Below are 25,185 nucleotides of genomic sequence, written 5' to 3'. Positions count from 1 at the left end.
ACGCCCCGTAAGCCCTGGGTATGGTCCTGCCCGTCGGGTACGGGCAGGCTGGGAGTGGAGCGAGTGAAGATGACCTCAGGGGGAGGACGGCGCGCGCTGGTCGCGTTGCTCGCGATCGCGGCGGTCGCCGTGAGCGGGTGCAACAGCAAGAGCGGCTCCGGGAGCGGGCCGGTCAAGGACACCGGCGCGGGCTCCGTCGCCGGGCTGCCGGTGACGCACTTCGAGAGCGGCCTCAAGTCCGGCGCGCCGACCCCGAGCCTCGACGTCCGCAACGCCGACGGCGGCGAGGACGACAAGCTCGCCACCGCCGCGATCGACGACGTCCAGACGTACTGGGGCGAGATGCTCCCGTCGGACTTCGGCGTCCAGTTCGAGCCGGTGAAGTCGCTGCTGTCCTACGACGCGAACACCGACACCGAGGAAACCGGCTGCGGCAGCGTCAAGAAGCTCGTGAACGCGTTCTACTGCCCGACCGACGACTCGGTGGCGTGGGACCGCGGCGTGCTGCTGCCGATGCTGCGCAAGCGGTTCGGCCCGATGTCGGTCGTCGTCGTGCTCGCGCACGAGTTCGGCCACGCCGTCCAGTACCGGCTCGGCGACAAGGCCGGGATCACCAAGAGCACCCCGACCGTGGTGAAGGAGCAGCAGGCCGACTGCTTCGCCGGCGGCTACTTCCGCTGGGTCGCCGAGGACAAGAGCAAGTACTACCAGGTGTCGACGTCCGAAGGCCTGAACCAGGTGATGGCGTCGATGTTCCTGATCCGCGACCAGGCGGGCACCAGCGCCGCCGACCGCGGCGCGCACGGCACCGCGTTCGACCGCACGTTCGCGTTCCAGGCCGGGTTCGAGAAGGGCCCGAAGGAGTGCGCGGCGATGAACACCGACAACGTCAAGGCCCGGCTCACCGAGCGCCCGTTCGACAAGGGCGACACTGGCAAGGGCGACGCGAAGTTCAACGACCAGGCCGTCGAGCTGCTGAAGAAGAGCCTCGACGAGGCCTTCAAGGGCGCCGGCGTGGCCGCACCGGAGATCAACGACGGCGGCAGCTGCAACACGACGGCCCCGGCGTCCTACTGCCCGGACGACAACTCCGTGAGCATCGACCTGGCGAAGCTGGCCGAGCTGGCCCAGCCGATCGACCGCGAGGCCGAGATGAAGGGCGAGGACCCGGGCGGCATGGGCGACTTCGCGGCGTTCTCCGAGGTCGCGTCGCGGTACGCGCTGGGCATCCAGAAGGGCGTGGGAGCGTCGATCGACAACCCGAACGCGGGCCTGCGCACGTCGTGCCTGGTGGGAGCGTGGGCGGCGTTCACGAACCGCCCGGGCGACCTGCGCCTGTCGGCCGGCGACCTCGACGAGGCGATCGCGGACCTGCTGCAGCCGGAGAGCCTGGTCTCGGCGGACGTCAACGGCAAGCGCCCGGACAGCGGTTTCGACCGGGTCGAGTCGCTGCGTCGCGGGTATCTCGAAGGCTCGTCGGTCTGCTCGAAGCAGTACGGCTGAGGTTCCAAGCGGCAAAAGCCGTGAAGGCCTCCTTACCGGCTCTTATGGCCGGTAAGGAGGCCTTCACGGCTTTCCGGGCTCAGAAGAGGGCGCTCGCCAGGTCGCGGCGGGCCTTCATGACCCGGTCGTCGGCCGGGTCGAAGAGGTCGAACAGCGCCACCAGGTGCTCGCGCGCCTTGTTGCGGTCGTCGCCCGCGGTGCGGCGGACCACGTCGATCAGGCGCTTGAAGCTCGCCTCGACGTCGTTCTCCGCGATGTCCAGGTCGGCCGCCGCGAGCTGGGCGTCCAGGTCGGCCGGGTCCGCGTCGGCCTTCGTGCGGGCGTCCGGGTCCGCGGCCTCCGCCCGGGCCGTGAACTTGACCTGGGCCAGCGCGTTCTTCGCCAGCTCGTTGGCCGGTTCGACGTCGAGGATGCGCTCGTAGGCGGCCTGCGCGGCGGCGAAGTCGCCCCGCTCGAAGGCCTCCTCCGCCTCGGTGAAGCGCGGGTCCTCCGGCTCCTCGACCGGGCCGCCGCCGTTGGCCTCCGCCTCGCGGATCGCCGGCAGCTTGTCGCGCAGGGCGTCGAGCAGCGCGTTGATCCACTTGCGGATCTCGGGCTCGGGCAGCGCGCCGGAGAACGCGTCGACCGGCTGGCCGCCGCCGATGGCGACGATCGTCGGGATCGACTGCGCGCCGAACAGCTGCGCGATCCGCGGGTTGGCGTCGACGTCGACCTTCGCGACGATCCAGGCGCCGCCGGACTCGCCGGCCAGCCGCTCCAGCACCGGGGACAGCTGCTTGCACGGGCCGCACCACTCGGCCCACAGGTCGACGATCACCAGCTGGTGCAGGGACCGCTCCACGACGTCGGTCTGGAACGTCGCCTCGGTGACATCGATCACGGCCCCGGACGACGGGGCCGGCGGGGGTGCGTCACCCTCCGGGCCGGGGCCGCTCGCGGGCGGGGCCGGCGGCCGGCGCGCCGTTTCGGCACGGGCCTTGAGCGCGGACAGGTCGACCGCGCCGGACAGGGCGGCGGACAGGGCCGCTGACTTCGCTGCAGATCCGCGTGGTTGTGTCACGGTTCCATCCTGGCACGCGCGCCGGAGTGTTTCACCGGGTGCCCGGCACGTCCGCTTGGCAGGACGGCGTGGCTGGGGCAGGCTCGGCCGCGTGCACATCCGGCGGGACGTCAAAGTGGGGCTTTCGATCGCCGCCGCCGTCCTCTGGATCGGCGCGGTGACGCTGCTGATCGTGCACGAACCGGACCCGGGCGCGGCCACCCCCGCCGAGCTGCGCGACCGCCTGGCCACCGCGCTCGCCGCCCACGATTCGGACGCCCTCGCCGGCCTGCTCGACTACCCCGGCTCCGGCGCGGACGACTTCGCCAAGGACTACGTCGAGGTGCTGGCCGGCAACGGCGTCCACAGCGTCACGGTCCGCCTGGCCCCCGACGAGCGGGCCCCGACCCGCGCCACGGTCGACGGCGTCCTCGCCGACGGCCGCCCGTTCAGCTACCCGCTGACGGTGACGACCGACGACGGCCGCTGGACGGTCGCCTTCACCCCGCCGCTCCCGTAAGCCCGTCGTGAGTGTTTAGGGCGGTTCTAACCGCCCTAACCACTCACGAGCCGTCGCGGAGGTGGGCTTCGATCCGGTCCACCTTGGCCTCGAGCTGGTCGGCGAAGCCGGGGCGGATGTCGGCCTTCAGGACGAGCCCGACGCGGGCCGAGCCCTCCCCCGCGGCCTCGACCGCGCGCTTGACGACGTCCATCACCTCGTCCCACTCGCCCTCGACGTTGGTGAACATGGCGTTGGTCGAGTTGGGCAGCCCGGACTCGCGGACCACCTTCACCGCGCGGGCGACGGCCTCGCTGACTCCGCCGTCCGGCTCCCCGCCGGACGGGCTGACACTGAACGCGACGATCATGCTCGGAAGTCCCTTCTTCGGTGCTCTTTCCGCCGGTCGGGCGACACGCGCCGGTACCCGCTGGTAACTTCGCGTGTCATGAACCGTCCGCTGCCGTTCGACCCGATCGCCCGCGCGGCACAGCTTTGGGAGGCCCGGATCGGGCCCTCCGGCACCATGGCCGCGGTCACCGGCGTGATGCGGGTCCAGCAGATCATCCAGTCCGCGGTGGACGGCGCGCTCAAGCCGCACGGCCTGACCTTCGCCCGGTACGAAGCGCTGGTGCTGCTCACCTTCGCCCGCAGCGCCAGCCTGCCGATGCGGGTGATGGGCGAGCGGCTCCAGCTGCACCCCACCAGTGTCACCAACATAGTCGACCGGCTGGAGCGCGACGGGCTCGTGAAGCGCGTCGCGCACCCGACCGACCGCCGCACGACGCTGGTGGAGATCACCGCCGAGGGCCGCAAGCGCCGCGAGACCGCGACCGCGGCGGTCACCGAGATCGACTTCGGGCTCAACGGGCTGACCGAACGCCAGACCGAGCAGCTGACCGACCTGCTGACGAAGGTGCGCCGCGCGACCGGGGACTTCACCGAGTAGCCGCCCGCACACGAAGAAAGGCCCGCGTCCGAAGACGCGGGCCTTTCTCACGTACTGGGATCAAGCGGCGACGGGCTCGCGCACCTGGAACAGGCCGACACCGCCGTGGGTCAGCCGCTGCGGGCCGTCGAGCTTGCCGTTGCGCAGCGCCCACTTCTCGAACAGCCAGGTGAACAGCGGCGGGATGCTCGCGAGCAGCGCGAGGACCAGGGTCTTGGGGCGCCAGCCGAGCGGCTTCGCCACGGACAGGGAGACGACCACGTACAGGACGAAGATCACGCCGTGCACCATGCCGATGACGGGCACGCCACCCTCACCGGAGGAGTGCACGACATACTTGAGGAACATCCCGACAAGCAGCGCGGCCCAGGAAAGGGCTTCGGCGACTGCGGCCACGCGGAACACTAGAGCGGCCTTGCTGGACACTGCTTCCTCCTGTGGGGTCTCACCACTTTGGTCCTGACACACGAAAAACGCCCGACACACCGTCCAAGGCGGACTGCCCCGGACGTCAACGGCGTTGTCGGACGTGCTGGTACCCAGTGTGAGGCGTGACGGCGCTCACCGGAACACCGGGGCCCGTGACCCTGCTCACGAACGTGGCCCGGACCCCTGTCCATTGTGGTCCGGACCACGTTCGCGAGCGGTGCTATCTAGTCAGAACACGGAGAAATCGGTGCTGAGGACGGCGAAGTCCCCCACGTCGCCTTCGCGGCGTCGGTGGTCAGGCCGAAGTCCAGCGTCGTGCCGCTCTTCAGCTGCTCGAGACCGACGTACACCTTGTCGGACCGCTTCGAGCCGACCTCGAGGCCCGAGACGTACTGCAGCTTCGAGCCGTCCGCGCCGGGCGCCTTGATCGTGACGTCGCGGCCGTTCCGCAGGTGCAGCACGGACCGCTCGAACCGCGGCGCGTTGAGCACGAAGTTCCCAGTCCCTGGGACGGCGGGGTAGAGCCCGAGCGCGCTGAAGACGTACCAGGCCGACATGGTGCCGAGGTCGTCGTTGCCGGTGACGCCGTTGGGCGCGTTCGTGAACAGCGTGTGCGCGGCCCGCACGACCCCGGACGTCTTCGCCGGCTGCCCGGTGAGCGCGTACATCCACGGCGAGTGCAGGTCGGGCTCGTTGTTCGGGTTGTAGCGGAACTGGTCGTAGTAGTCGTACGGCCCGACGACCCAGTTCTCGCGGACCGCCGCCGCCGGGTCCTTCACCAGCTCGTCATAGGCGAAGAAGTCGTCCAGCCGCTTCCCGGTCGCCGCCGGGCCGCCCATCCGCCGGACCAGGCCGGGGACGTCCTGCTGGACCAGCCACTGGTACTGCCAGGCCGTGCCCTCGTGGAAGCCGTCCTGGCTCTGCGGGCTGTACGGCCCGGTGGCGGGGGTGAACCAGTCGCCGCCCGCGACCTTCGGCCGGAAGAAGCCGGTGAAGCCGCGGTCGGTCTGCGACGCGTCCCAGAGCGTCCGGTAGGTCCGGGCCTGCTCCGACAGCGCCGCCGCGTCGGACTTCTTGCCGAGCGCCGCCGCCATGACCGACAGCGAGCAGTCGCCGAGCGCGTACTCGAGGGTGGCCGACGCGCCGTGGTTCGGGTCGGTGTCCTGCCCCTTCTTGGGGAAGTCCGGGTCGTATTGGACAAAACCGTCCTGCTGGTAGCTCGCGTTGCCCGAGCGGCCCTGGAACGGCGACGACGCGGGCGGGATCTGCGTCGAGTTCTGCAGCAACGCCTGGTAGGCGCGCATTTCGTTGCCCGAGAGCGCGCCGAACCGCCAAAGGTCCACCAGGAACGGTGTGACCGGGTCACCGGTCATCGTGTTCGTCTCCTGGCTGGCGTACGCCCACCGCGGCAGCCAGCCGCCCTGGTCGTGGATGGCCAGGATGCTCTTGGCGATGTCCTTCGCGCGGTCCGGCCGCAGCAGCGCCAAGAGCTGGTTCTGCGTGCGGTAGGTGTCCCACAGCGAGAAGAAGTCGTAGTACGTCCAGCCGATCGCGCGGTGGACCTTCTTGTCGAAGCCGTAGTAGCGGCCGTCGGCGTCGTTCGCGGTCAGTGGCTGCAGCAGTGTGTGGTAGAGGGAGGTGTAGAACACCGTCCGGTCGTCGGGCGCGCCGCCCTTGATGTCCACACTGGACAGTTCCCGCCGCCAGGTGCGCTGCGCGTCGGCCTTAGCCGCGTCGAACGACCGGATGTGCTCGGCCGCCAGGTTGACCCGCGCGCCCTGCGCGTCCACCTGGGAGATCGCGGTGGTCGCGGTGACCTGGCCGCCACCGCCGAAGGTCAGCCACGCGCCGCGCAGGCCCGCGCCGCCACTCGACTCGCGCGAACCGGGCGTGCCGCCGGTCGGCGACCACGTGCCCGAGGACTTGAACGGCTTGTCGAACTTCGTCGTGAAGTACGTCGTGTAGGACTTGCCGCCGCAGAACGCCTGCGACTCGACCGTGCCTTCGACGGTCCGGTCGTCCACGACCCGGATGCTGCTGCCGGTCACCGGCTCCTTGTCGTTGGCCTGCCCGACGTTGACGAAGACGTTGGCGTCACCCGGTTTCGTGAAGGTGTACCGCTCGACGCCGGCGCGGGTCGCCGCCGTCGTCTCGACGTCGACGCCGCCGTAGCCGGTCAGGTGGACCTTGTAGTAGCCGGGCTTGCCGACCTCGCCGTCGTGGGTGAACGGCGCCGCGTACTTCGTCTGGTCGAAGGTCGCGGCCTTCGTCGTGTCGAACGCCTTGCCCGGCCCGATCTCGCCGGTCGTGGGCAGCGTCGAGACGAGGCCGCCCTGCTCCCAGCAGCCCGCGCCGGACAGGAAGAAGTGGCCGAAGCCGCGGATCGCGGTGTCGGTGTAGCGGTAGCCGGCGTAGTGCGAGGTGATGGGGCTGACCTGCGTCATCCCGAACGGCGCCGACGCGCCGGGGAACGTGTTGCCCTCGTCCTGCGTGCCGATGAACGTGTTGACGGCGTCGAGGGCGTCCCCGCCGGAGGCCGAAGCGACCGCGGGACTCACCCCCGTCGCCACGACGGCGAGCGTCAACGCGCCCGCCAGGACCTTGCTCCTCATCGAGCTTCCTCCCTGAAACGACGAAAAGCCGTGAAGGCCTCCTTCCCGGCCATAAGAGCCGGTAAGGAGGCCTTCACGGACCACAACTGCTAACCGACGGCGATGGCGAAGACGTGCAGCACGCCGCCGCTGACGTTCGACGGCAGCGTCACGCTGGCCACCGTCTTGCCCGCGTCGAGGGTGATCGGGTTCGTGCCGAACACCATCGTGCGGATCTGCTGCGGGTCAGTGCCCGAAGCGTTGCGGTACGGCGTCGACAGCACGATCCGGTTGCCGAACGACGGCTGCGCGCCGCCACCGCCGAGCGTCCAGTCGGACGTCCCGATCGTGGCGGTCGACTTGCTGCCATCGGTGTAGGTGATGGTCAGCGTGCCCTGCGCGTTGCCGTTCGAGCCGGCGCCGAGCAGCGCGAGCCGGGTGCCCGTGCCGGTGACGTTGACCGTCTGGCCGTTCGCGACCGCGTTGTCGGGGTCGCCGACCGGGAACGACGGCCAGGTGAACTTGATACCGTCACTGGTCACCGTGCCACCCGGGGTGGCGCCGGCCGCGGCCAGCGCGTCGGCCGAGTAGCTCCAGCCGCCGCCGTCGAAGTTGGCCGCCGACGAGTCGGAGTCCGGCGAGATGCCCGCGTTGTCGACCGTGGCCAGCCAGCTGTTCGGCTGGGCGACCAGCACCGTGAGCACCGCTTGCGTCGAAGCCACACCCGGTGCCGAGAACGTCACCGGGATGCGACGCGCACCGTCGGCCAGCCCCGCCGGCACCGAAACCGTCAGGTCGGCGTGCGCCTTGCCGCCCGCCGGGACGGCGATGCTGCCCGTCGCCGGCGTCAGCGTGATCCCGTCGACGCTGCCCGCGGTGTAGGTCCAGGTCCGGGCCGTGCCGGAGAGGTCCTGGACGCCGACCGACGCCTTCGACGTCGAGCCCGCCGGCGTCACCGCGCGCGACGGGTCCACAAAGGACAGGCTCGGCTTCTCCTGCTCGCGGAACGACGGCGGCGCGTCGGCCGCGGCGCTGCCCCACGAGGTGGCCGTGGCGGAGCGGGTGTAGTCGAGCGTGCCACCGCTGGAGATGAGCGCCTCCGGCAGCCACGCCTTCGACGACGCGCCGCCGTTGACCTTCAGGCTGCCCACGTAGTCGCCGGTGCCCGGCGCGTTGACGGTGATCTTCTTGCCCGCGCCGGTGGTGAGCACGGCGTGCTCGAAGCGCGGGGTGACGAGCAGCGTCTCGGCGCGGCCCGGGATCTCCGGGTAGATGCCGAGCGCGGACCAGACGTACCAGGCCGACATCTGGCCGAGGTCGTCGTTGCCGATCAGGCCCTCGGGACGCGGGTTGTACAGCTCGTCCATCGAGCGGTGCACGATCGCCTGGGTCTTGGCCGGGGCGCCGGTGTAGGAGTAGACGTACGGCGCGTTGGAGTTCGGCTCGTTGCCCATGAAGGCGTACGGCTCCTGCGTGCCCGCGTTCAGCTTCGTGAAGAAGGTGTCCAACCGGGACTGCGTCGCCGCCGGGCCGCCGAAGGCCGTCACGACGCCGCCGAGGTCGTAGGGCACCATCCACTCGTACTGCGCGCCGTTGCCCTCGACCCAGCCCTGCGAGCTGGCGGGGTCGTAGGTGCCGGCGAACGAGCCGTCCGCGTTGCGCGGCTGCAGGTGACCGGTGCCCGGGTTGTAGAGGTTCTGCCAGTTCTGCGCGCGCTTCATGAACGTCGTGTACGTCGCGCTGTCCCCGAGCCGCTTCGCGAACTCGGCGATGGAGAAGTCGGCGCTGGTGTACTCGAGCGTGTCCGCGCCGGCGCCCGGCACATAACCGAGCTTCTGGTAGTCGTCGAGGCCCGGCCGCTCGGTGTAACCCTGCGTCGGCTGGGTGGCGCCCTTGATCATGAGCAGCAACGCCTTCTGGGCGTCGAAGTCACGCGCGCCGAACGCGTACGCGCTGGACACGATGATGTGGTACGGGTCGCCGTTCATCACGCCGGTGTAGTCGTTGGCCACCGTCCAGCGGTCCCACGACCCGCCCTGCTCGGCGTAGGCCATCATCGACCGGACGATGTCCGAGGTCTCCTTCGGGTCGATCGTCGCCAGGAGGGGGGCCTCCGAGCGGTAGATGTCCCAGCCGGAGAAGTTCGTGTACATCGCGTGGCCCTTGTCGGCCTTGTGGATCCGCCCGTCGAAGCCCGGGTACTGGCCGTCGACGTCGGAGAAGACGTTCGGCTGGATCAGCGAGTGGTACAGCGAGGTGTAGAACGTCGTCAGGTCGGCGTCCGAGCCACCGGTGACGGCGATCTTGCCGAGCTGGTCGTTCCACGCCTTGCGCGCGGACGCGGCCACGGTGTCGAACGACTTCTTCGTGTTCTCGGCCTTGAGGTTGGCCTTCGCGCCGTCGACGGACACAAAGGACAGTCCGACCTGGACGTTCACCTGCGCGCCGTTGAGGTTGGCGAAGGTGACGTACCCGCCGCTGCCCGGGCCGGACACGGTGGTGTCCTGCTGCTTGGCCTTGGCCGGACGCGCGATCGAGGCGCCGACGCCGTTGGGCTGCGCGACCTTCGCCCTGGCGCCACCGGTTTCGGCGGACTTGCCCGGCGTCACGGCGCCGTTCTTCCAGGTGCCGATCGACTCGAACGGCGTGTCGAACTTGGCCGAGAAGTAGACGCGGTAGCTGTTCTGCGCGCCGCAGAACCGGCCGCTCGTGGCCCAGCCGCTGATGGTGTCCTTGCCGAGGGTGATCGACGCGTCGTCGGTGCCGTTGACCGAGCCGGACGTGTTCACCAGCAGCGTCGAGGACGCGCCGGCCGGGTAGGTCAGCCGCGCCGAGCCGGTGCGCTGGGTCGCGCTCAGCTCGACCTTCGCGCCGCTGTCGAGGGTGACGTCGTAGGCGCCCGCCGTCGCGTGTTCGTTGGCGTGCGAGAACTTCGACGTGTAGTGCGCGGGGTCGGTCGCCGGGGACGTCGAGACCTCGCCGACGAACGGGATGAACGGGATGTCCTGGTAGGTCGAGCAGCCCGCGCCCGAAAGGTGCGTCAGGCTGAAGCCGTTCAGCGCGTTGTCGTCGTAGAAGTACCCGCCGGGCTGGGACTTCACCGTGTCCGGGCTCCACTGGACCATGCCGAACGGCGCGACCGCGCCGGGGAACGTGTTGCCGGCACCGCCACCGGTGCCGTGGTCCTCGCCGCCGGGCCGGGTGCCGACGAACGGGTTGACCCACTTCGCGAAATCAGTCGCCTGAGCCGCGGCAACGGGCATCGCGGGGGCCACCGCGGCCACTACTGCCAAGCTCAGGAAGGTTAAACCGGCTCTCCAGCGCGCTCGCGCCATCGCCATCGCCTCTCCACCACATCAGCGCGACCAGAGGGTGAATGACAACCTTGTCGCGCGCTCGGTCGAACCGGGCCACCTTGGGCAGCGGCTCACGAGACAGTCAAGGGTGCTGTCAACACCTGTCCACTTCCGGACAAGCTGATCAGCCGTCTGACCTACAACTTCCGTAGTCGAATCGGCACAATCCGCGCCCAAGGCGTTGACAAGCACCGGGACCTTGGCGTTCAATCCCGTGCACTATGACAACGTTGTCTCCACCCGGCCGGGACCGGGACGGCAGCACGCGCACCGCGAGCCGCCGGGCCACGATGAGCGATGTGGCCAGGCTGGCGGGCGTGTCCATCAAGACCGTCTCGCGCGTGGTCAACGACGAACCGGCGGTGCACCCGGACACCGCCGAGCGGGTCATGGCGGCCATCGAGCAGCTGGGTTTCCGGCGCAACCTCGGCGCGCGCAACCTGCGCCGCGGGTCGACCACCGGGACCATCGGGCTGATCGTCGAGGACGTCGGCAACCCCTTCTACTCCGAGCTGAACCGCGCGGTGGAACGCATCGCGACGTCGTTCGGCCGGCAGGTGCTCACCGGCTCGTCCGAGGAGAACTCCGACCGCGAGCGCGAGCTCGTGCTGGAGTTCTGCGCGCGGCGGGTGGACGGCATCCTCGTCGTCCCGGCCGGCCTGCAGCACGGCTACCTGGTGCCGGAGATGCGCGCGGGCACGCCCGTGGTGTTCATCGACCGCCCGGCGGGCGACATCGTCGCCGACACCGTGCTCGTCGACAACCTCGGCGGCACCATCGAAGCCGTCACGCACCTGGCGAAACACGGCCACCGGCGGATCGCGTTCCTCGGCGACAGCCCTGACATCTTCACCGCGGCCGAGCGCCTGCGCGGGTTCCGCGAGGGCTGCGTGCGCAACGGCATCTCCTACGACGAGTCGCTGGTCTCCATGCGCACGCCGACCCAGGAGGGCGTCGGCGACGCCGTCAAGCGGCTGCTGCACGGGCCCGACGCCGCCACCGCGGTGATCGCGGGCAACAACCGGGTCGCCGTCCACCTGCTGCGGGCCCTGGCCCACGCCGAGTACCGCCCGGCGATGGTCGGCTTCGACGACTTCGAGCTGGCGGATCTGCTCGACCCGCCCGTCACCGTGATCGCGCACGACGTCAGCGCACTGGGCCACGCCGCGGCCGAGCTGCTCTTCGCCCGTGTCCAAGGAGATCAGTCCCCGCCGAGAAAGGTCGTCCTGCCCGTGCATCTCGTCGCCCGTGGTTCCGGTGAGGTCGCCCCGTGACCCTCGAACCGATCCGGCTTCCGGCCAACCAGCCGCCGCAGTTCTACCGCGGGGGCGACGCCATCGCGGCGTTGCGCGGCGCCTCGCCCGACAAGAAGTTCGGCCCGGAGGACTGGGTCGCCTCGGTCAGCACCATGTTCGGCCAGGAGACCAACGGCCTGACCCGGCTCCCGAACGGCGCCTGGCTGCGCGACGCCGTCGAGGCCGACGCCCCGGCGTGGCTCGGCGCCAAGCATGTCGAGGCGCTCGGGACGTCGACCGGGCTGCTGGTCAAGCTGCTCGACGCGGGCCAGCGGCTGCCGGTGCACTTCCACCCTTCCGACGCGTTCGCGAAGCAGCACTTCGACTCGCACTTCGGCAAGACCGAGGCGTGGATCGTGGTCGGCACCTACGGCGACGACCCGCGCGTCTACCCCGGCTTCAAGGAGACGCTCACCAAGGACACCGTGTCCGAGTGGACGCGGGAGCAGGACGTGCCGTCGATGCTGGGGGCGCTGAACAGCGTCCCGGTGACCGCGGGCGACACCGTCTACATCCCCTCCGGCCTGCCGCACGCGATCGGCGAGGGCGTGTTCGTCGTCGAGCTGCAGCAGCCGACGGACTTCTCGCTGACCATCGAGTGGCGTGACTTCCTCGCTTCGCCGGAGAAGGGCCACCTCGGCCTCGGCTTCGACACCGCGATCCAGGCGCTGGACACGTCCGGCTGGGACGCCGAGCGCCTCGAGACCATCATCAAGCGGACCGCGGGCGACACCGCGGCCACGGTGGATCTGCTGGCCGCCGGATCGGAGCGGTTCTTCCAAGCCGAGCAGCTTCGCACGACCAAATTGACAACGTTGTCACTCGACCCGTCGTTCGCGGTGCTGGTCGTCCTCGACGGCGCGGGCACCCTGCGCACCGAGCACGGCGGCGAGCACGCGCTGGCGAAGGGCGACACCTACGTGGTCCCGTTCGACGCGGGCCAGACCGAGCTGGCCGGCACCGCGACGGTGATCCGCTGCCGCCCGCCGGCCCTCGAAGGGCGGACCGGATGAGCGAAATCCTGCTGGACGCGGTCGACCTGACCAAGCACTACGGGTCGGTCGAGGCGCTGCGCGGGGCGTCGTTCCAGGCCCGCGCGGGTGAGGTGACGGCGTTGATCGGCGACAACGGCGCCGGCAAGTCCACCCTGGTCAAGTGCCTCTCCGGCGCGGAGCAGCCGACGTCGGGGAAGATCCTCCTGGACGGCGCGGAGGCGCACTTCGACTCCCCGACGACGGCCCGGCGCCTCGGCATCGAGACCGTCTACCAGGACCTGGCCGTCGCTCCCGAGCTGGATCCGGCCGCGAACCTGTTCCTGGGCCGGGAAATCCACCGCAAGGGGATCCTCGGCAAGCTGGGCATGCTGGACAAGGCCGAGATGCGCCGCCGGGCGATCGAGGAGTTCCAGCGGCTCGGCGTGACGCTGCAGAGCACCGACGTCCCGATCGGCTCGCTGTCCGGCGGGCAGCGCCAGAGCGTCGCGGTGGCGCGGTCGGTCGTCTGGGCGTCGAAGGTCGTGTTCATGGACGAGCCGACAGCCGCGCTGGGTGTCGTGCAGCGCGAGCGCGTGCTCGACGTCATCAAGAAGGTGCGCGACAAGGGCATCGCCGTCGTGCTGATCAGCCACAACATGCCCGAGGTGCTGTCGGTCGCCGACCGCGTCGAGGTGCTCCGGCTCGGCAAGCGGGTGGCCCGGTTCACCGGGTCCGACACCAAGCTGGAAGACCTCGTCGCCGCGATGACCGGCGCCCTCGTGCAGGAGGAGGCGGCGTGAGCGCCCCGGCCCCGGAAATCCAGTCCACTGTGGAGGAAGGCTTCGGCAAGCGCCCCTTGGGGAAACGCCTCGTCGGTGCCAACACCTTCTGGATCGCGCTGGTGCTGGTGGCGCTGATCATCGTGTTCAGCGTGCTCGCGCCGGACGCGTTCCCGACGGTGTACAACTTCCAGCTGCTGCTCATCGAGACAGCCGTGCTGCTGGTGCTCTCGGTCGGCATGACGTTCGTGATCATCACCTCCGGCATCGACCTGTCGGTGGGCTCGGTGCTCATCTTCGCGGGCATGGTCGGCGGCAAGACGATGGAAGCCATGTCCGGCGGTGACGCCGGCGGCGCGGGCTGGGGCGTGATCGTCGTCGGGCTGGTCGTCGCCATCCTCGCCGGGACGGCGTGGGGCCTGGTCAACGGCTTCCTCATCGCGGTCGCGGGCATCCCGCCGCTGATCGTCACCCTCGGCACGATGGGCGCGGCGCTCGGCGCGTCCCTGCTCATCAACAACGGCAGCGACGTGCGCACGGTCCCGGTGGTGCTCAACAAGCAGCTCGGCTACGGCACGTCGTTCGGCGTCGTGCCGAACCTGGTGCTGATCGCCGTGGTGATCACGCTGATCGGCGCGTGGCTGCTGCACACCACGAAGTTCGGCCGCTACACCTTCGCCATCGGCTCCAACGCCGAAGGCGCGCGCCGCGCCGGCATCGGCGTCACCGCGCACCTGATGAAGGTCTACACGCTGACCGGCGTGCTGGCCGGGCTCGCCGGGTTCCTGTCGCTGGCCTACTACAACTCGACCACCATCACCGGGCACACCAGCGACAACCTCAACGCCATCGCGGCGACGGTGATGGGCGGGACGAGCCTCTTCGGCGGCGTCGGCTCGGTGCTCGGCACCGTGATCGGCGTGTTCATCCCCGCGGTCCTGAAGAAGGGCTTCAACATCACCGGCGTCCCGGACTTCTGGCAGATGATCGCGGTCGGCGCGGTGCTGATCGCGGCCGTCTGGTTCGACCAGCGGCGCCGCCGCCAGCGCAACTCCCGCTGACCCCGCTCCCGAGACTCCCGAGTTCCCCCGAGTACAAAGAGGTGCTTCCGATGAACTTGACCAAGACGCTCGTCGCGGCCGGGGCGCTGGCGTCCGCCGCCGCGCTGCTCACCGCGTGCGGTTCCGGCACGGTGGGCGACACCGGCGGGGGCAGCAGCCAGGCCAACTCGGCCAACGCCAAGAAGCTGGCGCTGATCCCGGGCGTGCAGGCCGAGCCGTTCTACATCTCGCTGCAGTGCGGCGCGCAGGCCGAGGCCAAGAAGCTCGGCTACGAGCTGACCACGCAGGCGCCCCAGAAGTTCGACGCGCCCCTGCAGACCCAGCTCGTCAACGCGCTCGGCGCGAACCCGCCGGCCGCGCTGCTGATCGCGCCGACCGACGACACGGCGATGCTCGCGCCGATCCAGCAGGTCAAGGCACGCGGCACGAAGATCGTCGAGGTCGACACCTCGCTCAAGGACACGAGTGTCGCCGAGTCGTCCGTCTCGTCGGACAACGCCGCGGGCGGCAAGCTCGCCGCGCAGACCATGGTCAAGCTGGCCGCCGGCAAGAGCGGTTCGGTGCTGGTGCTCGACACGATCGCCGGCACGTCGACGACGGCCGCTCGCGTCAAGGGCTTCGAAGAGGAGCTGAAGAACACGCCGGCCCTGAAGTCCATCGGCGTCCAGTTCACCCAGAACGAGCCCGACCAGGCCGCGTCCAAGGTGACGGCCGCGCTGGCCGCCAACCCGGACCTGATCGGCGTCTTCGCGACCAACCTCAACACCGGTGAAGGCGCGGCGACCGGCCTCCGCAACTCCGGCAAGGTCGGCGCGGTCAACCTGATCGGCTTCGACGCCAGCCCGTCCGAGGTCGAGGGCCTCAAGAGCGGCCAGTACCAGGCCCTGATCGCCCAGGACCCGGCGTCGATCGGCACCCAGGGGGTCGACCAGGCCGTCGCGGCGCTCGAGGGCAAGCCGGTGACGCGGAACCTGACCGCGCAGCTGCACTCGATCACCAAGGACGACATGGACGCCAACTCTCAGTACTTCTACAAGCAGAGCTGCTGATCCCTTCCGGTCCGTCAGAGGCCCCGTGAGAGGTGTGCGCACCACTCACAGGGCCTCTGAGCTGGGCTTTCCCTCCCTGCCGGTCACCGTGGTGGGGGAACCGTTCACCGCATGACCCATTCCCCCGGACGGCCGACTTCCGTCACACTGGCTGCACATGCATCAGCACATGCATGTGTCGCCGGGAGGGGTGCGATGAACTACGAACGGCCGGCTGTGCACCGGACGATCTTCGCGGTGGACGTGGAGGGGTACGGCGACCCGCGCCGGACCACGCCGCACCGCCTGGCGCTGCGCGAGGGCCTCTACCGGGCGCTGCGCCGGGCCTTCGACGACGCCGGTGTCCCGTGGGCGGGCTGCCGGACCGAGGACTGCGGCGACGGCGTCTTCGTCCTGGCCCCACCGGAGATCCCCAAGGGGCCGTTCGTCGAGTACCTGCCCAACGCGCTCGCCGTGGCGCTGCACCGCCACAACCGCACGCACCACGCCGAGGCGCGGATCCGGCTCCGGATGGCGCTGCACGCGGGCGAGGTCGCTTACGACGACAACGGCGTCACGGCGCCGGCGATCAACCACTCGTTCCGGCTCCTGGAGGCGCCTCCGCTGAAGAAGGCCCTCAGGACGTCGCGGGGCGTGCTCGCGCTGATCACGTCGGCCTGGTTCTACGAGGAGGTCGTCCGGCACAGCGACGACCTCGACCCGACGACGTTCCGCCCGGTGCGGGTGGCGGTGAAGGAGACGCGCACGACGGGCTGGATCTCACTGCCGGACCGGCCCTTCCCGAGCCGCCTGGCCGAGGTACCGGCCCCCGCGAGCGGCGAATACAGCACGTGGCGCCGCTTCCGGCGGCACGCCAAGGTGCTCGCCGACCAGGACGAGAGCCTCTAGCCGACGGACGGCACCGTAGGATCTACTGCCCTGGACACCGTCGCCGAGGGGAGCCCGATGACCGCGCTGCACCTGCGGGCGGCGTCCCGTGCCGATCCGCTGCCGGTGCTCGCCGCGGCCCGCCGGATCACCGACGACCTGCGCGACGGCCTCTCCGGCACCCGCGCCCGCCGCGCCGCGCACGGCCTGCGGCGGCTGTTCGGCTTCCCCGGCGTCGGCCTCACCGACCTGTCCGGCGTGCTGCTCTGGTCGGGCCGTCCCGGACCGGACGACGTCGTCGCGACGGTGCTGGACGGCGTCCTGCACAGCGAGGAACCGGGCTCCGCCGACGACGTCCTCGTGCTGCCGCTGCACGCCCACGACGAGCTGGCCGGGGCGCTGCTGGTCGTCGGCGACGTCCGGGACGCCGTCGCCGGCCAGGCCGCGGACCTCGTCATCCGGGCGCTGGAACGCGGCCGGCTCGAAGCGTCCGCGGAACAGGCCGCGCAGGCCGAGCTGCGTGCGCTGCGGGCCGAGATGTCGCCGCACTTCGTCTACAACGCGCTCACCGTCATCGCGTCGCTGGTGCGCTCGGATCCCGACCGCGCGCGCGATCTGATGCTCGACTTCGCCGACTACACGCGCTACAGCCTGGCCCGGCACGGCGAGTACACCGTCGTCGCCGAGGAGTTCCGCGCGATCGAGACGTACCTGGCGCTGCAGCGCGCGGTGCTGGGCGAACGGCTGCGCGTCCAGGTGCGGGTGGCGCCGGAGATCCTCGCCGTCGCCGTCCCGTACCTCGTGCTGGAACCGTTGGTGGAGAACGCGATCCGGCACGGCATCGAGCCGCGTCCCGAGGCCGGGCTGGTCCAGGTGCACGGCCAGGCGGAAGGGAACGACTGCGTGATCTTCGTCGAGGACGACGGGGTCGGCATGGATCCGAAGCGGGCCGCGGACCTGCTCGCCGGGCGCGTCGGCGAGGACGACCCGGCCGGTCTCGGACTGGCCAATGTGGACAGACGGCTGCGGGACGTCTACGGCGCCTGGTACGGCCTCACCGTGGAAACCGAGGTCGGGGCGGGCACCCGGGTGATCGTCCGGGTGCCGCTGTTCCAGCCGGGGGTGCTGCCGTGACGGGCCTGCGCGTGCTCGCCGTCGACGACCTGCCACCCGCGTTGGACGAACTCTGCCGGATGCTGCGCGAAGCGCCCGAAGTCGGCGAAGTCGTCGGCGCGAGTGACGCGCTGAAGGCGTTGAAGCTGCTTCAGGCCGACCGGTTCGACGCGGTGTTCCTCGACATCTCGATGCCCGGGCTCGACGGGCTCGAACTGGCGTCGCTGCTGGCGAAGCTGAGCGAGCCGCCGGTGATCGTGTTCGTCACGGCGCACGACGGCCACGCCGTCACCGCGTACGGCATCGGCGCGGTCGACTACCTGCTCAAGCCGGTCCGGGCCGAACGCCTGGCCGCCGCGCTGGCGAAGGTCGGCCGGATGGCGACGCCGTCTTCGCGCTCGACGCCGGACGCGATGGCCGCGCTGCCGGTCGAGTCCGGCGGCCGCACCCGCTACGTCCGCCGCGACGACGTCCTGTTCGTCGAGGCGCACGGCGACTACGTCCGGCTGCACACGCGCGGCGGCGTGCACCTGGTGCGGATGCCGATCTCGCGGCTCGAGGAGTACTGGGAGGGCACCGGGTTCAGCCGGGTGCACCGCGGGTTCCTGCTCGCCGTCGGCGCGGTGCTGGAGCTGCGCAGCGACAGCGCGGGCGGGCTGCTCGCGCACACCGAGGCGGGCGACGTCCCGGTCAGCCGGCGCCACGCCCGCGACCTGCGGGACAGGCTGCTCGAAGCCGCCCAGCGCGGCCGGCTCGGACCGGGCGCGCGATGAGCAGGATCCGGCGGGTGGCCGTGACCAGCCCGCAGACGCGCCTCGCCCACGCACGACGTCGCTCACGCGGCCGCTGGCGGGTCCCGCGGCTGCCACCGGCGGAGACCCAGCGCGCCACCGCGCTGTACCGCGCGCAACGCCGGCACGGCCTCCCCGCGCTGGTGCTGATGTTCGCGTTGCTGCTGGGCCTGCCGGGCGTGTTCGCGATCTTCCCCGGCCTCGACTCCGTGCGGCTGCTGGGGATCCCGCTGTCCTGGCTGATGATCGCGGTCCTGCCGTACCCGTCGATGGCGCTGCTGGCGCGCTGGCAGCTGCGCCGCGCCGAGCGCATCGAGGACGAGTAGTGGGCGTCGCGCTCGCCGTCGCACCGGTCGTGCTCATGACGCTGCTGATCGGCGTCCGCGGGGTCGCCGCGATGCGCACGACGTCGGACTTCCTGGTGGCGTCCCGGCGGATCTCGCCGCTGGTCAACTCGGCCGCGGTGTCGGGTGAGTACCTGTCGGCGGCGTCGTTCCTCGGCGTCGCCGGGCTCGTCGTCAAGGACGGCATCGGCGCGCTCTGGTACCCGGTCGGCTTCACCGCCGGCTACATCGCGATGCTCGTGCTGGTCGCCGCGCCGATGCGGCGCTCGGGCGCGCTGACCGTGCCCGACTTCGCCGAAGCCCGGCTCAACTCGCCCGCCCTGCGCCGCCTCGCCGCAGTCGTGGTGCTGGTGATCGGCACGATCTACGTCGTCCCGCAGTTCCGCACCGCGGGGCTCGTGCTGACGGCGGTGGGCGGGACGCCGTACTGGGTCGGCGTCGTGCTGGCCGGCGCCGCGGTCAGCGTCACGCTCGCACTGGGCGGGATGCGCGCGGCGACGTACGTCCAGGCGTTCCAATTCGTGCTCAAGCTGTTGCTGTTCTTGATCCCGGCGATCTGGCTGGTGCTGCAGGCGGGCGCGGTGAACCGGGCCGACGCGCTGAACCCCGTCGAGTTCACCCACTTCACCCGCGAGACGCCGGTGAAGTTCGAGGTCGACGTCACCATGGTGATCCGCGAACCGACCGCCGTCGAGCGCAACGGCGTCGCGGAAACCTTGCCGCCAGGGGAGTTCACCGCGCACAGCCAGGACGTCGTCGTGTTCGGCGAAGGCACGGCGGTGCCCGCGGTCCGCGGCGGCGCGCCGCTGGGCGGCCCGGACTGGCGGCGCCCGCTGCTCGACCTCGGCGACCAGGGCTACCCGCTGCTGGGCACGTGGTCCGTGCTCATCGCGACCATGCTCGGCACGATGGGCCTGCCGCACGTGCTCATGCGCTTCCACACCAGCCCGGACGGCCGCGCCGCGCGCCGCACCGCCGCGATCACCGTGGCCCTGCTGGGGATCTTCTACCTCTTCCCCGGCATCTACGGCGTCCTCGGCCGCGTCCTGGTCCCCGGCCTGTACCTCTCCGGCGCGACCGACACCGTCGTCGTCGCCCTGCCGTACCAAGTGGACAGTGGCTGGGCCGGCGGGTTCTTCACGGCGTTGCTGACCGCGGGCGCGTTCGCCGCGTTCCTGGCGACGTCGCTCGGGCTGCTGCTGGTGATGTCCGGGGCGCTCGCCCACGACCTCGTGCCGGGTGGGCTGCGCCGGCTGCGGTTCGCCGTGTTCGGCGTCGCCGGCGTGATGGTGCTGCTGGCCCTGCGCTCGGCCGAGCTGGACGCCGGGGTGCTCGTCACGTGGGGCTTCACCGTCGCCGCGTCGACGTTCTGCCCGCTGCTCGTGCTCGGCATCTGGTGGCCGCGGCTGACCGCGGCGGGCGGCATCGCCGGCGTGCTGACCGGGCTGCTCGCGTCGTCCGGCTCGATCCTGTTCGCCCTCGCCGGCCCGCAGCTGCACGGCTGGGTGGCGATCCTGGTGCAGCAACCGGCACCCTGGTCGGTACCGCTGGCGTTCGGCGTAATGGCGTTGGTCTCCCTGCGCGGCCGGCCCCCGCTCTGGGCGACGTCGGCGATGCTCCGCCTGCACCTGGACGAACCCCGTTCGGCCAGGCCGCGCGACCGTTCGTCAACCGTTCGTCGTCTCGCGAGGTTGTTGAGCCGCTGATTCTTCACGCGGGCCTTACTCCTCCCTACGGTGACGCGGACCACATTTCGCAATGCCGCAAGGGAGCAGCATGAGCACGACGGAACCCGGCGGACCCCCGGAAACGGCCGACGCCATCTGGGAACGCGCGCACGAAAGCACCGAGTTCCGGGAGCTGCGCAGCCGCCTGCGCCGGTTCGTCTTCCCGATGGCGGCGTTGTTCCTGCTCTGGTACCTGCTCTACGTCCTGCTCGCCGACTACGCGCACGGCTTCATGAGCACGAAGGTCTTCGGCAACGTCAACATCGGCCTGATCTTCGGTCTCCTGCAGTTCGTCTCGACGTTCGTGATCACCGGGCTCTACGTCCGCTACGCGAACCGCCGTCTCGACCCGATCGCGGAGAAGATCCGCGAGGACATCGAAGCCGACAGCACGAAGGGGGAGCAGGCGTGATCACCACCATCGCCGCGGGAGTCGAAGGCAGCAACCCGCTCCTCAACATCAGCATCTTCGGTGTGTTCGTGATCATCACGCTGGTGATCGTGTTCCGGGCCAGCCGCAACAGCAAGACGGCGTCGGACTACTACGCCGCCGGCCGCGCGTTCACCGGCCCGCAGAACGGCATCGCGATCTCGGGTGACTACCTGTCCGCGGCGTCGTTCCTCGGCATCGCGGGCGCGATCGCCATCTACGGCTACGACGGCTTCCTCTACTCCATCGGTTTCCTCGTGGCCTGGCTGGTCGCGCTGCTGCTGGTGGCGGAACTGCTGCGCAACACCGGCAAGTTCACGATGGGCGACGTCCTGGCGTTCCGGATGAAGCAGCGGCCGGTCCGGGCGGCGGCCGCGACGTCGACGATGGTCGTGTCGTTCTTCTACCTGCTGGCCCAGATGGCCGGCGCGGGCGGCCTGGTCGCGCTGCTGCTGGGCATCGAGGGCAAGACCGGCCAGTCGCTGGTCATCGTCATCGTCGGCGTGATCATGATCGCCTACGTGCTCATCGGCGGCATGAAGGGCACCACCTGGGTCCAGATCATCAAGGCCGCGCTGCTGATCGTCGGCGCGCTGGTGATGACGCTGTGGGTGCTCGGGAAGTACGGCTTCAACTTCTCGTCGCTGCTGCAGGGCGCGGTCGACAAGGCGGGCAAGACGGGTGAAGCGCTGCTCGGCCCGGGCAAGCAGTACGGCGCCACCGGAACGTCCAAACTGGACTTCTTCTCCCTCGGCATCGCGCTGGTGCTGGGCACCGCGGGCCTGCCGCACGTGCTGATGCGCTTCTACACCGTGCCGACCGCCCGCGACGCGCGTCGCTCGGTGGTCTGGGCGATCGTGCTGATCGGCGTGTTCTACCTGTTCACGCTGGTGCTGGGCTACGGCGCGGGTGCACTGGTCGGCCCGGACAAGATCAAGGCCGCCCCGGGCGGCGCGAACTCGGCCGCACCGCTGCTCGCGCTCGAACTGGGCGGGCCGGTCCTGCTGGGCCTGATCGCGGCGGTCGCGTTCGCCACGATCCTCGCCGTGGTGGCGGGCCTGACGATCACGGCGTCGGCGTCCTTCGCCCACGACGTCTACGCCAGCGTCATCAAGAAGGGCAAGGCCACGCCGGGTTCGGAGGTGAAGGTCGCGCGGATCACCGCGCTGGTGATCGGCGCGGTCGCGATCCTCGGCGGCATCCTGGCCAACGGGCAGAACGTGGCGTTCCTGGTCGCGCTGGCGTTCGCGGTGGCGGCGTCGGCGAACCTGCCGACGATCCTCTACTCGCTGTTCTGGAAGAAGTTCAACACCCAGGGCGCGCTGTGGTCGATCTACGGCGGTCTGGCCATCACGATCATCCTGATCGTGTTCTCCCCCGCCGTCTCCGGGAAGCCGATCGACGCCAAGACGGGCAAGAGCGCGTCGATGATCCAAGGCGTCGACTTCCACTGGTTCCCGCTCGACAACCCGGGTCTCGTCTCGATCCCGATCGCGTTCTTCCTCGGCTGGCTCGGCACGGTCCTGTCGAAGGAGCACAACGCGAAGAAGTACGCCGAGATGGAGGTCCGCTCCCTCACCGGCGCGGGCGCCGAAAAGGCCGTCTCCCACTGACGGCCCGCCCGACACCGAAGGCCGCCGCGAGGGTGTTCCCGATCCCCTCGCGGCGGCCTTCGGCCATTCCCCGGTCAGTACGGCAGGGTGCCCTCGGCGACCTCGGCCAGCGTGTCGGCCAGGAACTTCCGGGTGCGGCCCCACAGGCCGCCGCCCAGCGAGATCCGCGCCACGCCCAGCTCGGCCAGGCCGGCGATGCCCGGGCTGCCCGGCCACGCGGGCGCGTTGACCGCGCCGCCGACGCCCTGCACGAACTCCGCGAGCACGTCCGGCGTCTGCAGGTGGATGGGGTAGACGCAGTCGGCGCCGGCCGCGAAGTAGGCCTTCGCCCGGGCGACGTTGCCGGCCAGCACGTCACGGGGGTCGCTCGCGCCGCGGAAGGCGTCGACGCGGGCGTTGATCACCAGGGCGTCACCGGCCGCTTCGCGCAGGGCGGCGATCCGGTCGGCCTGCACGGCCACCGGCCGGACCTGCCCGGTGGCGCTGTCGGTGTCCTCGAAGTTGAGGCCGACGGCGCCGATGTCCAGGAGCCGGCCGGCCAGTTCGGTGCCGGACAGACCGTAGCCGGACTCGGCGTCCACCGTGACGGGCACGCCGACGGCCTTCACGATCCGCGCGGCGGCCGCGAACATCTCGTCGACCGGCGCCTGCTCCCCGTCCGGGAACCCGAGAGCGGCCGCGACGGCGACCGAACTGGTCGCGATCACGGGGAACCCGGCGGCCTCGACGGCCTTCGCGGTGTCGGCGTCCCACGCGTTCGGCAGGACCAGCGGCGTGCCCGGGACGTGCAGGGCCTTGAGCGCGGCGGCGCTCACGCGTCACGCTTCGGCAGCGGCGTGTGGCTGGTGACGGCCACCCGGTTCCAGCTGTTGATCGCGATGACCTGCCACGCGACGGCGCGGTACTGGTCCTCGGTGAACACCCGCACGGCCTCGTCGTAGACGTCGTCGGGGACGCTCTGGGTCGCGGCCAGCTTGGTCATCGCCTCGGTGAGGGCGAGGGCGGCCTGCTCCTGCTCGGTGAACAGGGTCGTCTCGCGCCAGCCGTCGAGCACGAACAGCCGCCGCGGCGACTCACCCGTCTCGAGCGCGTCGCGGCTGTGCATGTCGAGGCAGAACGCGCAGCCGTTGAGCTGCGAGGCGCGCATCTTCACCAGGTCCATCAGCTTCTGCTCGACCCCCGCGTCGGCGGCGGCCTTGTCCACCTCGGCCTGCACGTTCGCCAGTGCCTTGTAGATCCCGGGCGCGTGCCCGAGTCCGATTCGCTTCGTCATGGTTTCACGCTAGCCCGAACTGGCCCACGAGTATGGTCCAGTCACATGGCAGATTCGTGGACCAGTTCCGGCCTCGACGTCCACCTCGACTGGCAGCCGGAAACCGGGCGCACCGGCCTGGCCACGGCGATCCGCGCGGCCATCCGCGAGGGCCGCTGGCAGCCAGGCGCAACTGTGCCGTCGACCCGGGCCTTGGCCCAGGACCTGGGCATCGCCCGCGGCACGGTCACCCGTGTCTACGCCGACCTCGCCGCCGAGGGCTACCTGCACACGGCCCAGGGCGCCCCGACCCGCGTCGCGACGGCGGGCGCGCTCCCCCAGTCCGCGCCCCGGCCGGCACCCCGCGACCCGGCCCCGCGCTGGGACCTGCGGCCGGGCCGCCCGGACCTGACGGCGTTCCCCCGCCAGGCCTGGATCACCGCGACCCGCCGAGCCCTGCTGCGCACCCCGGCGGCGGCGTTCGGCTACGAGTCGGAACTGGGCGCCCCGGAGCTGCGCGACACGCTCGCCGCGTACCTGGCCCGCAGCCGCGGTGTGGTCGCGGACCCGGCGCGAATCGTGGTGTGCCACGGCTATTCCCACGCGATCGCCGTCCTGGCCCGGGCCCTCGCGGATCTCGGCATCGCCGAGATGGCGTTCGAAAACCCGTCCCTGCGCATGTACCGGGACATCGCGGCGGCGCAAGGCCAGCGAATCGTCGGCATCGACGTCGACGAACACGGCATCGACGTGTCCGCAGTGGACAGTCCCGCGGTGGTCGTCACGGCGGCACACCAGTACCCCACCGGCGTGACCTTGGCCCCCCACCGCCGCACCCAGCTGACCCGCTCGGGCGCCCTGATCCTGGAAGACGACTACGACGGCGAGTTCCGCTTCGACCACCAGCAGGTCGGCGCCCTGCAGGCCCTGGCACCGGAACGGGTCATCTACGCAGGCACAGCAAGCAAAACCCTGGCCCCCGCACTCCGCCTGGCCTGGCTGGTACTACCACGTTCCCTGGTAGAGCCAGTCCGCGCGGCCCTATCGGACAGCGGCTCCCGCCCAGCCATCCTGAACCAGCTGGCCCTGGCGGAGCTGATCGACTCGGGCGCCTACGACCAGCACATCCGCCGCAGCCGAGCGGAATACCGAGCCCGCCGCACGCACCTCCTTGCGGCCCTACCGGACTCAGTACGCCCCCACGGCATAGCAGCGGGCCTGCACCTCCTGCTGATGCTCCCCCCAGACGGCCCCACAGAGACAGAAGCAATGGCAGCCTGCCGCCGCCGAGCAATCGGCATAGAGGGCCTAGGCACCTACTGGATGACCCCAAACCGCCCAGGGGGCCTGATAGTCGGCTACGCAGCACCCCCCAAACACGCCTTCAAAGGAGCAGTCCAGACGCTGACAGAAGCCCTATGGGAAATCAACACCTAACCCCACCCACCAGCCACGCCCCGCGCCCCACCTCCCAGCCGCGGACCAACCCCTCCAGGCACGCGAGCCGACCCTCTGGGCACGCGA

General features: G+C 70.7%; 23 protein-coding genes. 16 read left to right on the top strand and 7 right to left on the bottom strand.

Going from position 1 to position 25,185, the window contains the following annotated elements:
• Positions 1-69 precede the first annotated feature (69 nt).
• On the top strand, positions 70-1,503 hold the full coding sequence (locus OHS58_RS45635) for a neutral zinc metallopeptidase (RefSeq protein ID WP_326946807.1): 1,434 nt from the start codon (positions 70-72) through the stop codon (positions 1,501-1,503).
• 79 nt (positions 1,504-1,582) lie between these two features.
• Here OHS58_RS45635 and OHS58_RS45630 read toward each other — a convergent pair whose 3' ends face one another.
• On the bottom strand, positions 1,583-2,563 hold the full coding sequence (locus tag OHS58_RS45630) for a tetratricopeptide repeat protein (RefSeq protein WP_326955499.1): 981 nt from the start codon (positions 2,561-2,563) through the stop codon (positions 1,583-1,585).
• 91 nt (positions 2,564-2,654) lie between these two features.
• On the opposite strand from OHS58_RS45630, the gene OHS58_RS45625 reads away from it, so the two are divergent.
• On the top strand, positions 2,655-3,062 hold the full coding sequence (locus OHS58_RS45625; RefSeq protein ID WP_326955500.1) for a hypothetical protein: 408 nt from the start codon (positions 2,655-2,657) through the stop codon (positions 3,060-3,062).
• A gap of 43 nt (positions 3,063-3,105) precedes the next feature.
• On the opposite strand, the gene OHS58_RS45620 is transcribed toward OHS58_RS45625, so the two are convergent.
• On the bottom strand, positions 3,106-3,411 hold the full coding sequence (locus OHS58_RS45620) for a thiamine-binding protein (protein WP_328646407.1): 306 nt from the start codon (positions 3,409-3,411) through the stop codon (positions 3,106-3,108).
• 78 nt (positions 3,412-3,489) lie between these two features.
• On the opposite strand from OHS58_RS45620, the gene OHS58_RS45615 reads away from it, so the two are divergent.
• Positions 3,490-3,990, top strand: a complete 501-nt coding sequence (locus OHS58_RS45615) for a MarR family winged helix-turn-helix transcriptional regulator (RefSeq protein ID WP_247061729.1) — start codon at positions 3,490-3,492, stop codon at positions 3,988-3,990.
• Between the two features lie 60 nt (positions 3,991-4,050).
• Here the strand turns inward: OHS58_RS45615 and OHS58_RS45610 are convergent, their stop codons facing one another.
• The 3 genes from OHS58_RS45610 to OHS58_RS45600 form a co-directional block, all read right to left on the bottom strand.
• Complete coding sequence (locus OHS58_RS45610) at positions 4,051-4,416, bottom strand: DUF3817 domain-containing protein (RefSeq protein WP_247061728.1); 366 nt, start codon at positions 4,414-4,416, stop codon at positions 4,051-4,053.
• A 227-nt stretch (positions 4,417-4,643) separates the two neighbouring features.
• The gene (locus OHS58_RS45605; RefSeq protein WP_328646406.1) at positions 4,644-7,031 is read right to left on the bottom strand and encodes a GH92 family glycosyl hydrolase; all 2,388 of its coding nucleotides are present in this window, start codon (positions 7,029-7,031) and stop codon (positions 4,644-4,646) included.
• Positions 7,032-7,120: 89 nt separating this feature from the next.
• Positions 7,121-10,351 (bottom strand): GH92 family glycosyl hydrolase, encoded by a 3,231-nt coding sequence (locus tag OHS58_RS45600; RefSeq protein WP_328646405.1) that lies wholly within the window; start codon positions 10,349-10,351, stop codon positions 7,121-7,123.
• 305 nt (positions 10,352-10,656) lie between these two features.
• On the opposite strand from OHS58_RS45600, the gene OHS58_RS45595 reads away from it, so the two are divergent.
• From OHS58_RS45595 to OHS58_RS45540, 12 genes are all read left to right on the top strand, one after another.
• A complete protein-coding gene (locus OHS58_RS45595) occupies positions 10,657-11,640 on the top strand; it encodes a LacI family DNA-binding transcriptional regulator (protein WP_247064021.1) in 984 nt (327 codons plus the stop codon).
• Entirely contained in the window at positions 11,637-12,674 is a 1,038-nt protein-coding gene (locus OHS58_RS45590; RefSeq protein ID WP_328646404.1) for a class I mannose-6-phosphate isomerase, read from the top strand. The genes OHS58_RS45595 and OHS58_RS45590 overlap by 4 nt, the downstream gene beginning before the upstream one ends.
• Complete coding sequence (locus OHS58_RS45585; protein WP_326946799.1) at positions 12,671-13,435, top strand: ATP-binding cassette domain-containing protein; 765 nt, start codon at positions 12,671-12,673, stop codon at positions 13,433-13,435. Before OHS58_RS45590 ends, OHS58_RS45585 begins: the two co-directional genes overlap by 4 nt.
• Complete coding sequence (locus tag OHS58_RS45580) at positions 13,432-14,475, top strand: ABC transporter permease (RefSeq protein ID WP_328646403.1); 1,044 nt, start codon at positions 13,432-13,434, stop codon at positions 14,473-14,475. Before OHS58_RS45585 ends, OHS58_RS45580 begins: the two co-directional genes overlap by 4 nt.
• A gap of 50 nt (positions 14,476-14,525) precedes the next feature.
• Positions 14,526-15,524, top strand: a complete 999-nt coding sequence (locus tag OHS58_RS45575; RefSeq protein WP_326946798.1) for an ABC transporter substrate-binding protein — start codon at positions 14,526-14,528, stop codon at positions 15,522-15,524.
• Between the two features lie 195 nt (positions 15,525-15,719).
• A complete protein-coding gene (locus OHS58_RS45570) occupies positions 15,720-16,412 on the top strand; it encodes a hypothetical protein (RefSeq protein WP_326946797.1) in 693 nt (230 codons plus the stop codon).
• Between the two features lie 57 nt (positions 16,413-16,469).
• Entirely contained in the window at positions 16,470-17,525 is a 1,056-nt protein-coding gene (locus OHS58_RS45565; RefSeq protein WP_328646402.1) for a sensor histidine kinase, read from the top strand.
• Positions 17,522-18,277, top strand: a complete 756-nt coding sequence (locus OHS58_RS45560; RefSeq protein WP_247061713.1) for a LytR/AlgR family response regulator transcription factor — start codon at positions 17,522-17,524, stop codon at positions 18,275-18,277. Before OHS58_RS45565 ends, OHS58_RS45560 begins: the two co-directional genes overlap by 4 nt.
• Positions 18,274-18,621, top strand: coding sequence for a hypothetical protein (locus tag OHS58_RS45555; RefSeq protein WP_247061711.1), 348 nt, complete (start codon positions 18,274-18,276; stop codon positions 18,619-18,621). Before OHS58_RS45560 ends, OHS58_RS45555 begins: the two co-directional genes overlap by 4 nt.
• Entirely contained in the window at positions 18,621-20,345 is a 1,725-nt protein-coding gene (locus OHS58_RS45550) for a sodium/solute symporter (RefSeq protein WP_326955505.1), read from the top strand. The genes OHS58_RS45555 and OHS58_RS45550 overlap by 1 nt, the downstream gene beginning before the upstream one ends.
• Before the next feature lie 70 nt (positions 20,346-20,415).
• The gene (locus OHS58_RS45545; protein ID WP_326946793.1) at positions 20,416-20,778 is read left to right on the top strand and encodes a DUF485 domain-containing protein; all 363 of its coding nucleotides are present in this window, start codon (positions 20,416-20,418) and stop codon (positions 20,776-20,778) included.
• Entirely contained in the window at positions 20,778-22,409 is a 1,632-nt protein-coding gene (locus tag OHS58_RS45540; protein WP_328649966.1) for a solute symporter family protein, read from the top strand. Before OHS58_RS45545 ends, OHS58_RS45540 begins: the two co-directional genes overlap by 1 nt.
• 74 nt (positions 22,410-22,483) lie before the next feature.
• Here OHS58_RS45540 and OHS58_RS45535 read toward each other — a convergent pair whose 3' ends face one another.
• Entirely contained in the window at positions 22,484-23,224 is a 741-nt protein-coding gene (locus OHS58_RS45535) for an isocitrate lyase/PEP mutase family protein (protein ID WP_328646401.1), read from the bottom strand.
• Positions 23,221-23,682, bottom strand: a complete 462-nt coding sequence (locus OHS58_RS45530; protein ID WP_326946791.1) for a carboxymuconolactone decarboxylase family protein — start codon at positions 23,680-23,682, stop codon at positions 23,221-23,223. The genes OHS58_RS45535 and OHS58_RS45530 overlap by 4 nt, the downstream gene beginning before the upstream one ends.
• A gap of 45 nt (positions 23,683-23,727) precedes the next feature.
• On the opposite strand from OHS58_RS45530, the gene pdxR reads away from it, so the two are divergent.
• Positions 23,728-25,098, top strand: a complete 1,371-nt coding sequence (pdxR, locus tag OHS58_RS45525) for a MocR-like pyridoxine biosynthesis transcription factor PdxR (RefSeq protein ID WP_328646400.1) — start codon at positions 23,728-23,730, stop codon at positions 25,096-25,098.
• Positions 25,099-25,185 lie beyond the last annotated feature (87 nt).

Origin of the sequence: Amycolatopsis sp. NBC_00348 (assembly GCF_036114655.1) — a bacterium.
Lineage (GTDB): Bacteria > Actinomycetota > Actinomycetes > Mycobacteriales > Pseudonocardiaceae > Amycolatopsis.
The sequence above is the reverse complement of the archived record's forward strand: the minus strand, read 5'-3'. Positions and strand labels throughout refer to the sequence as shown.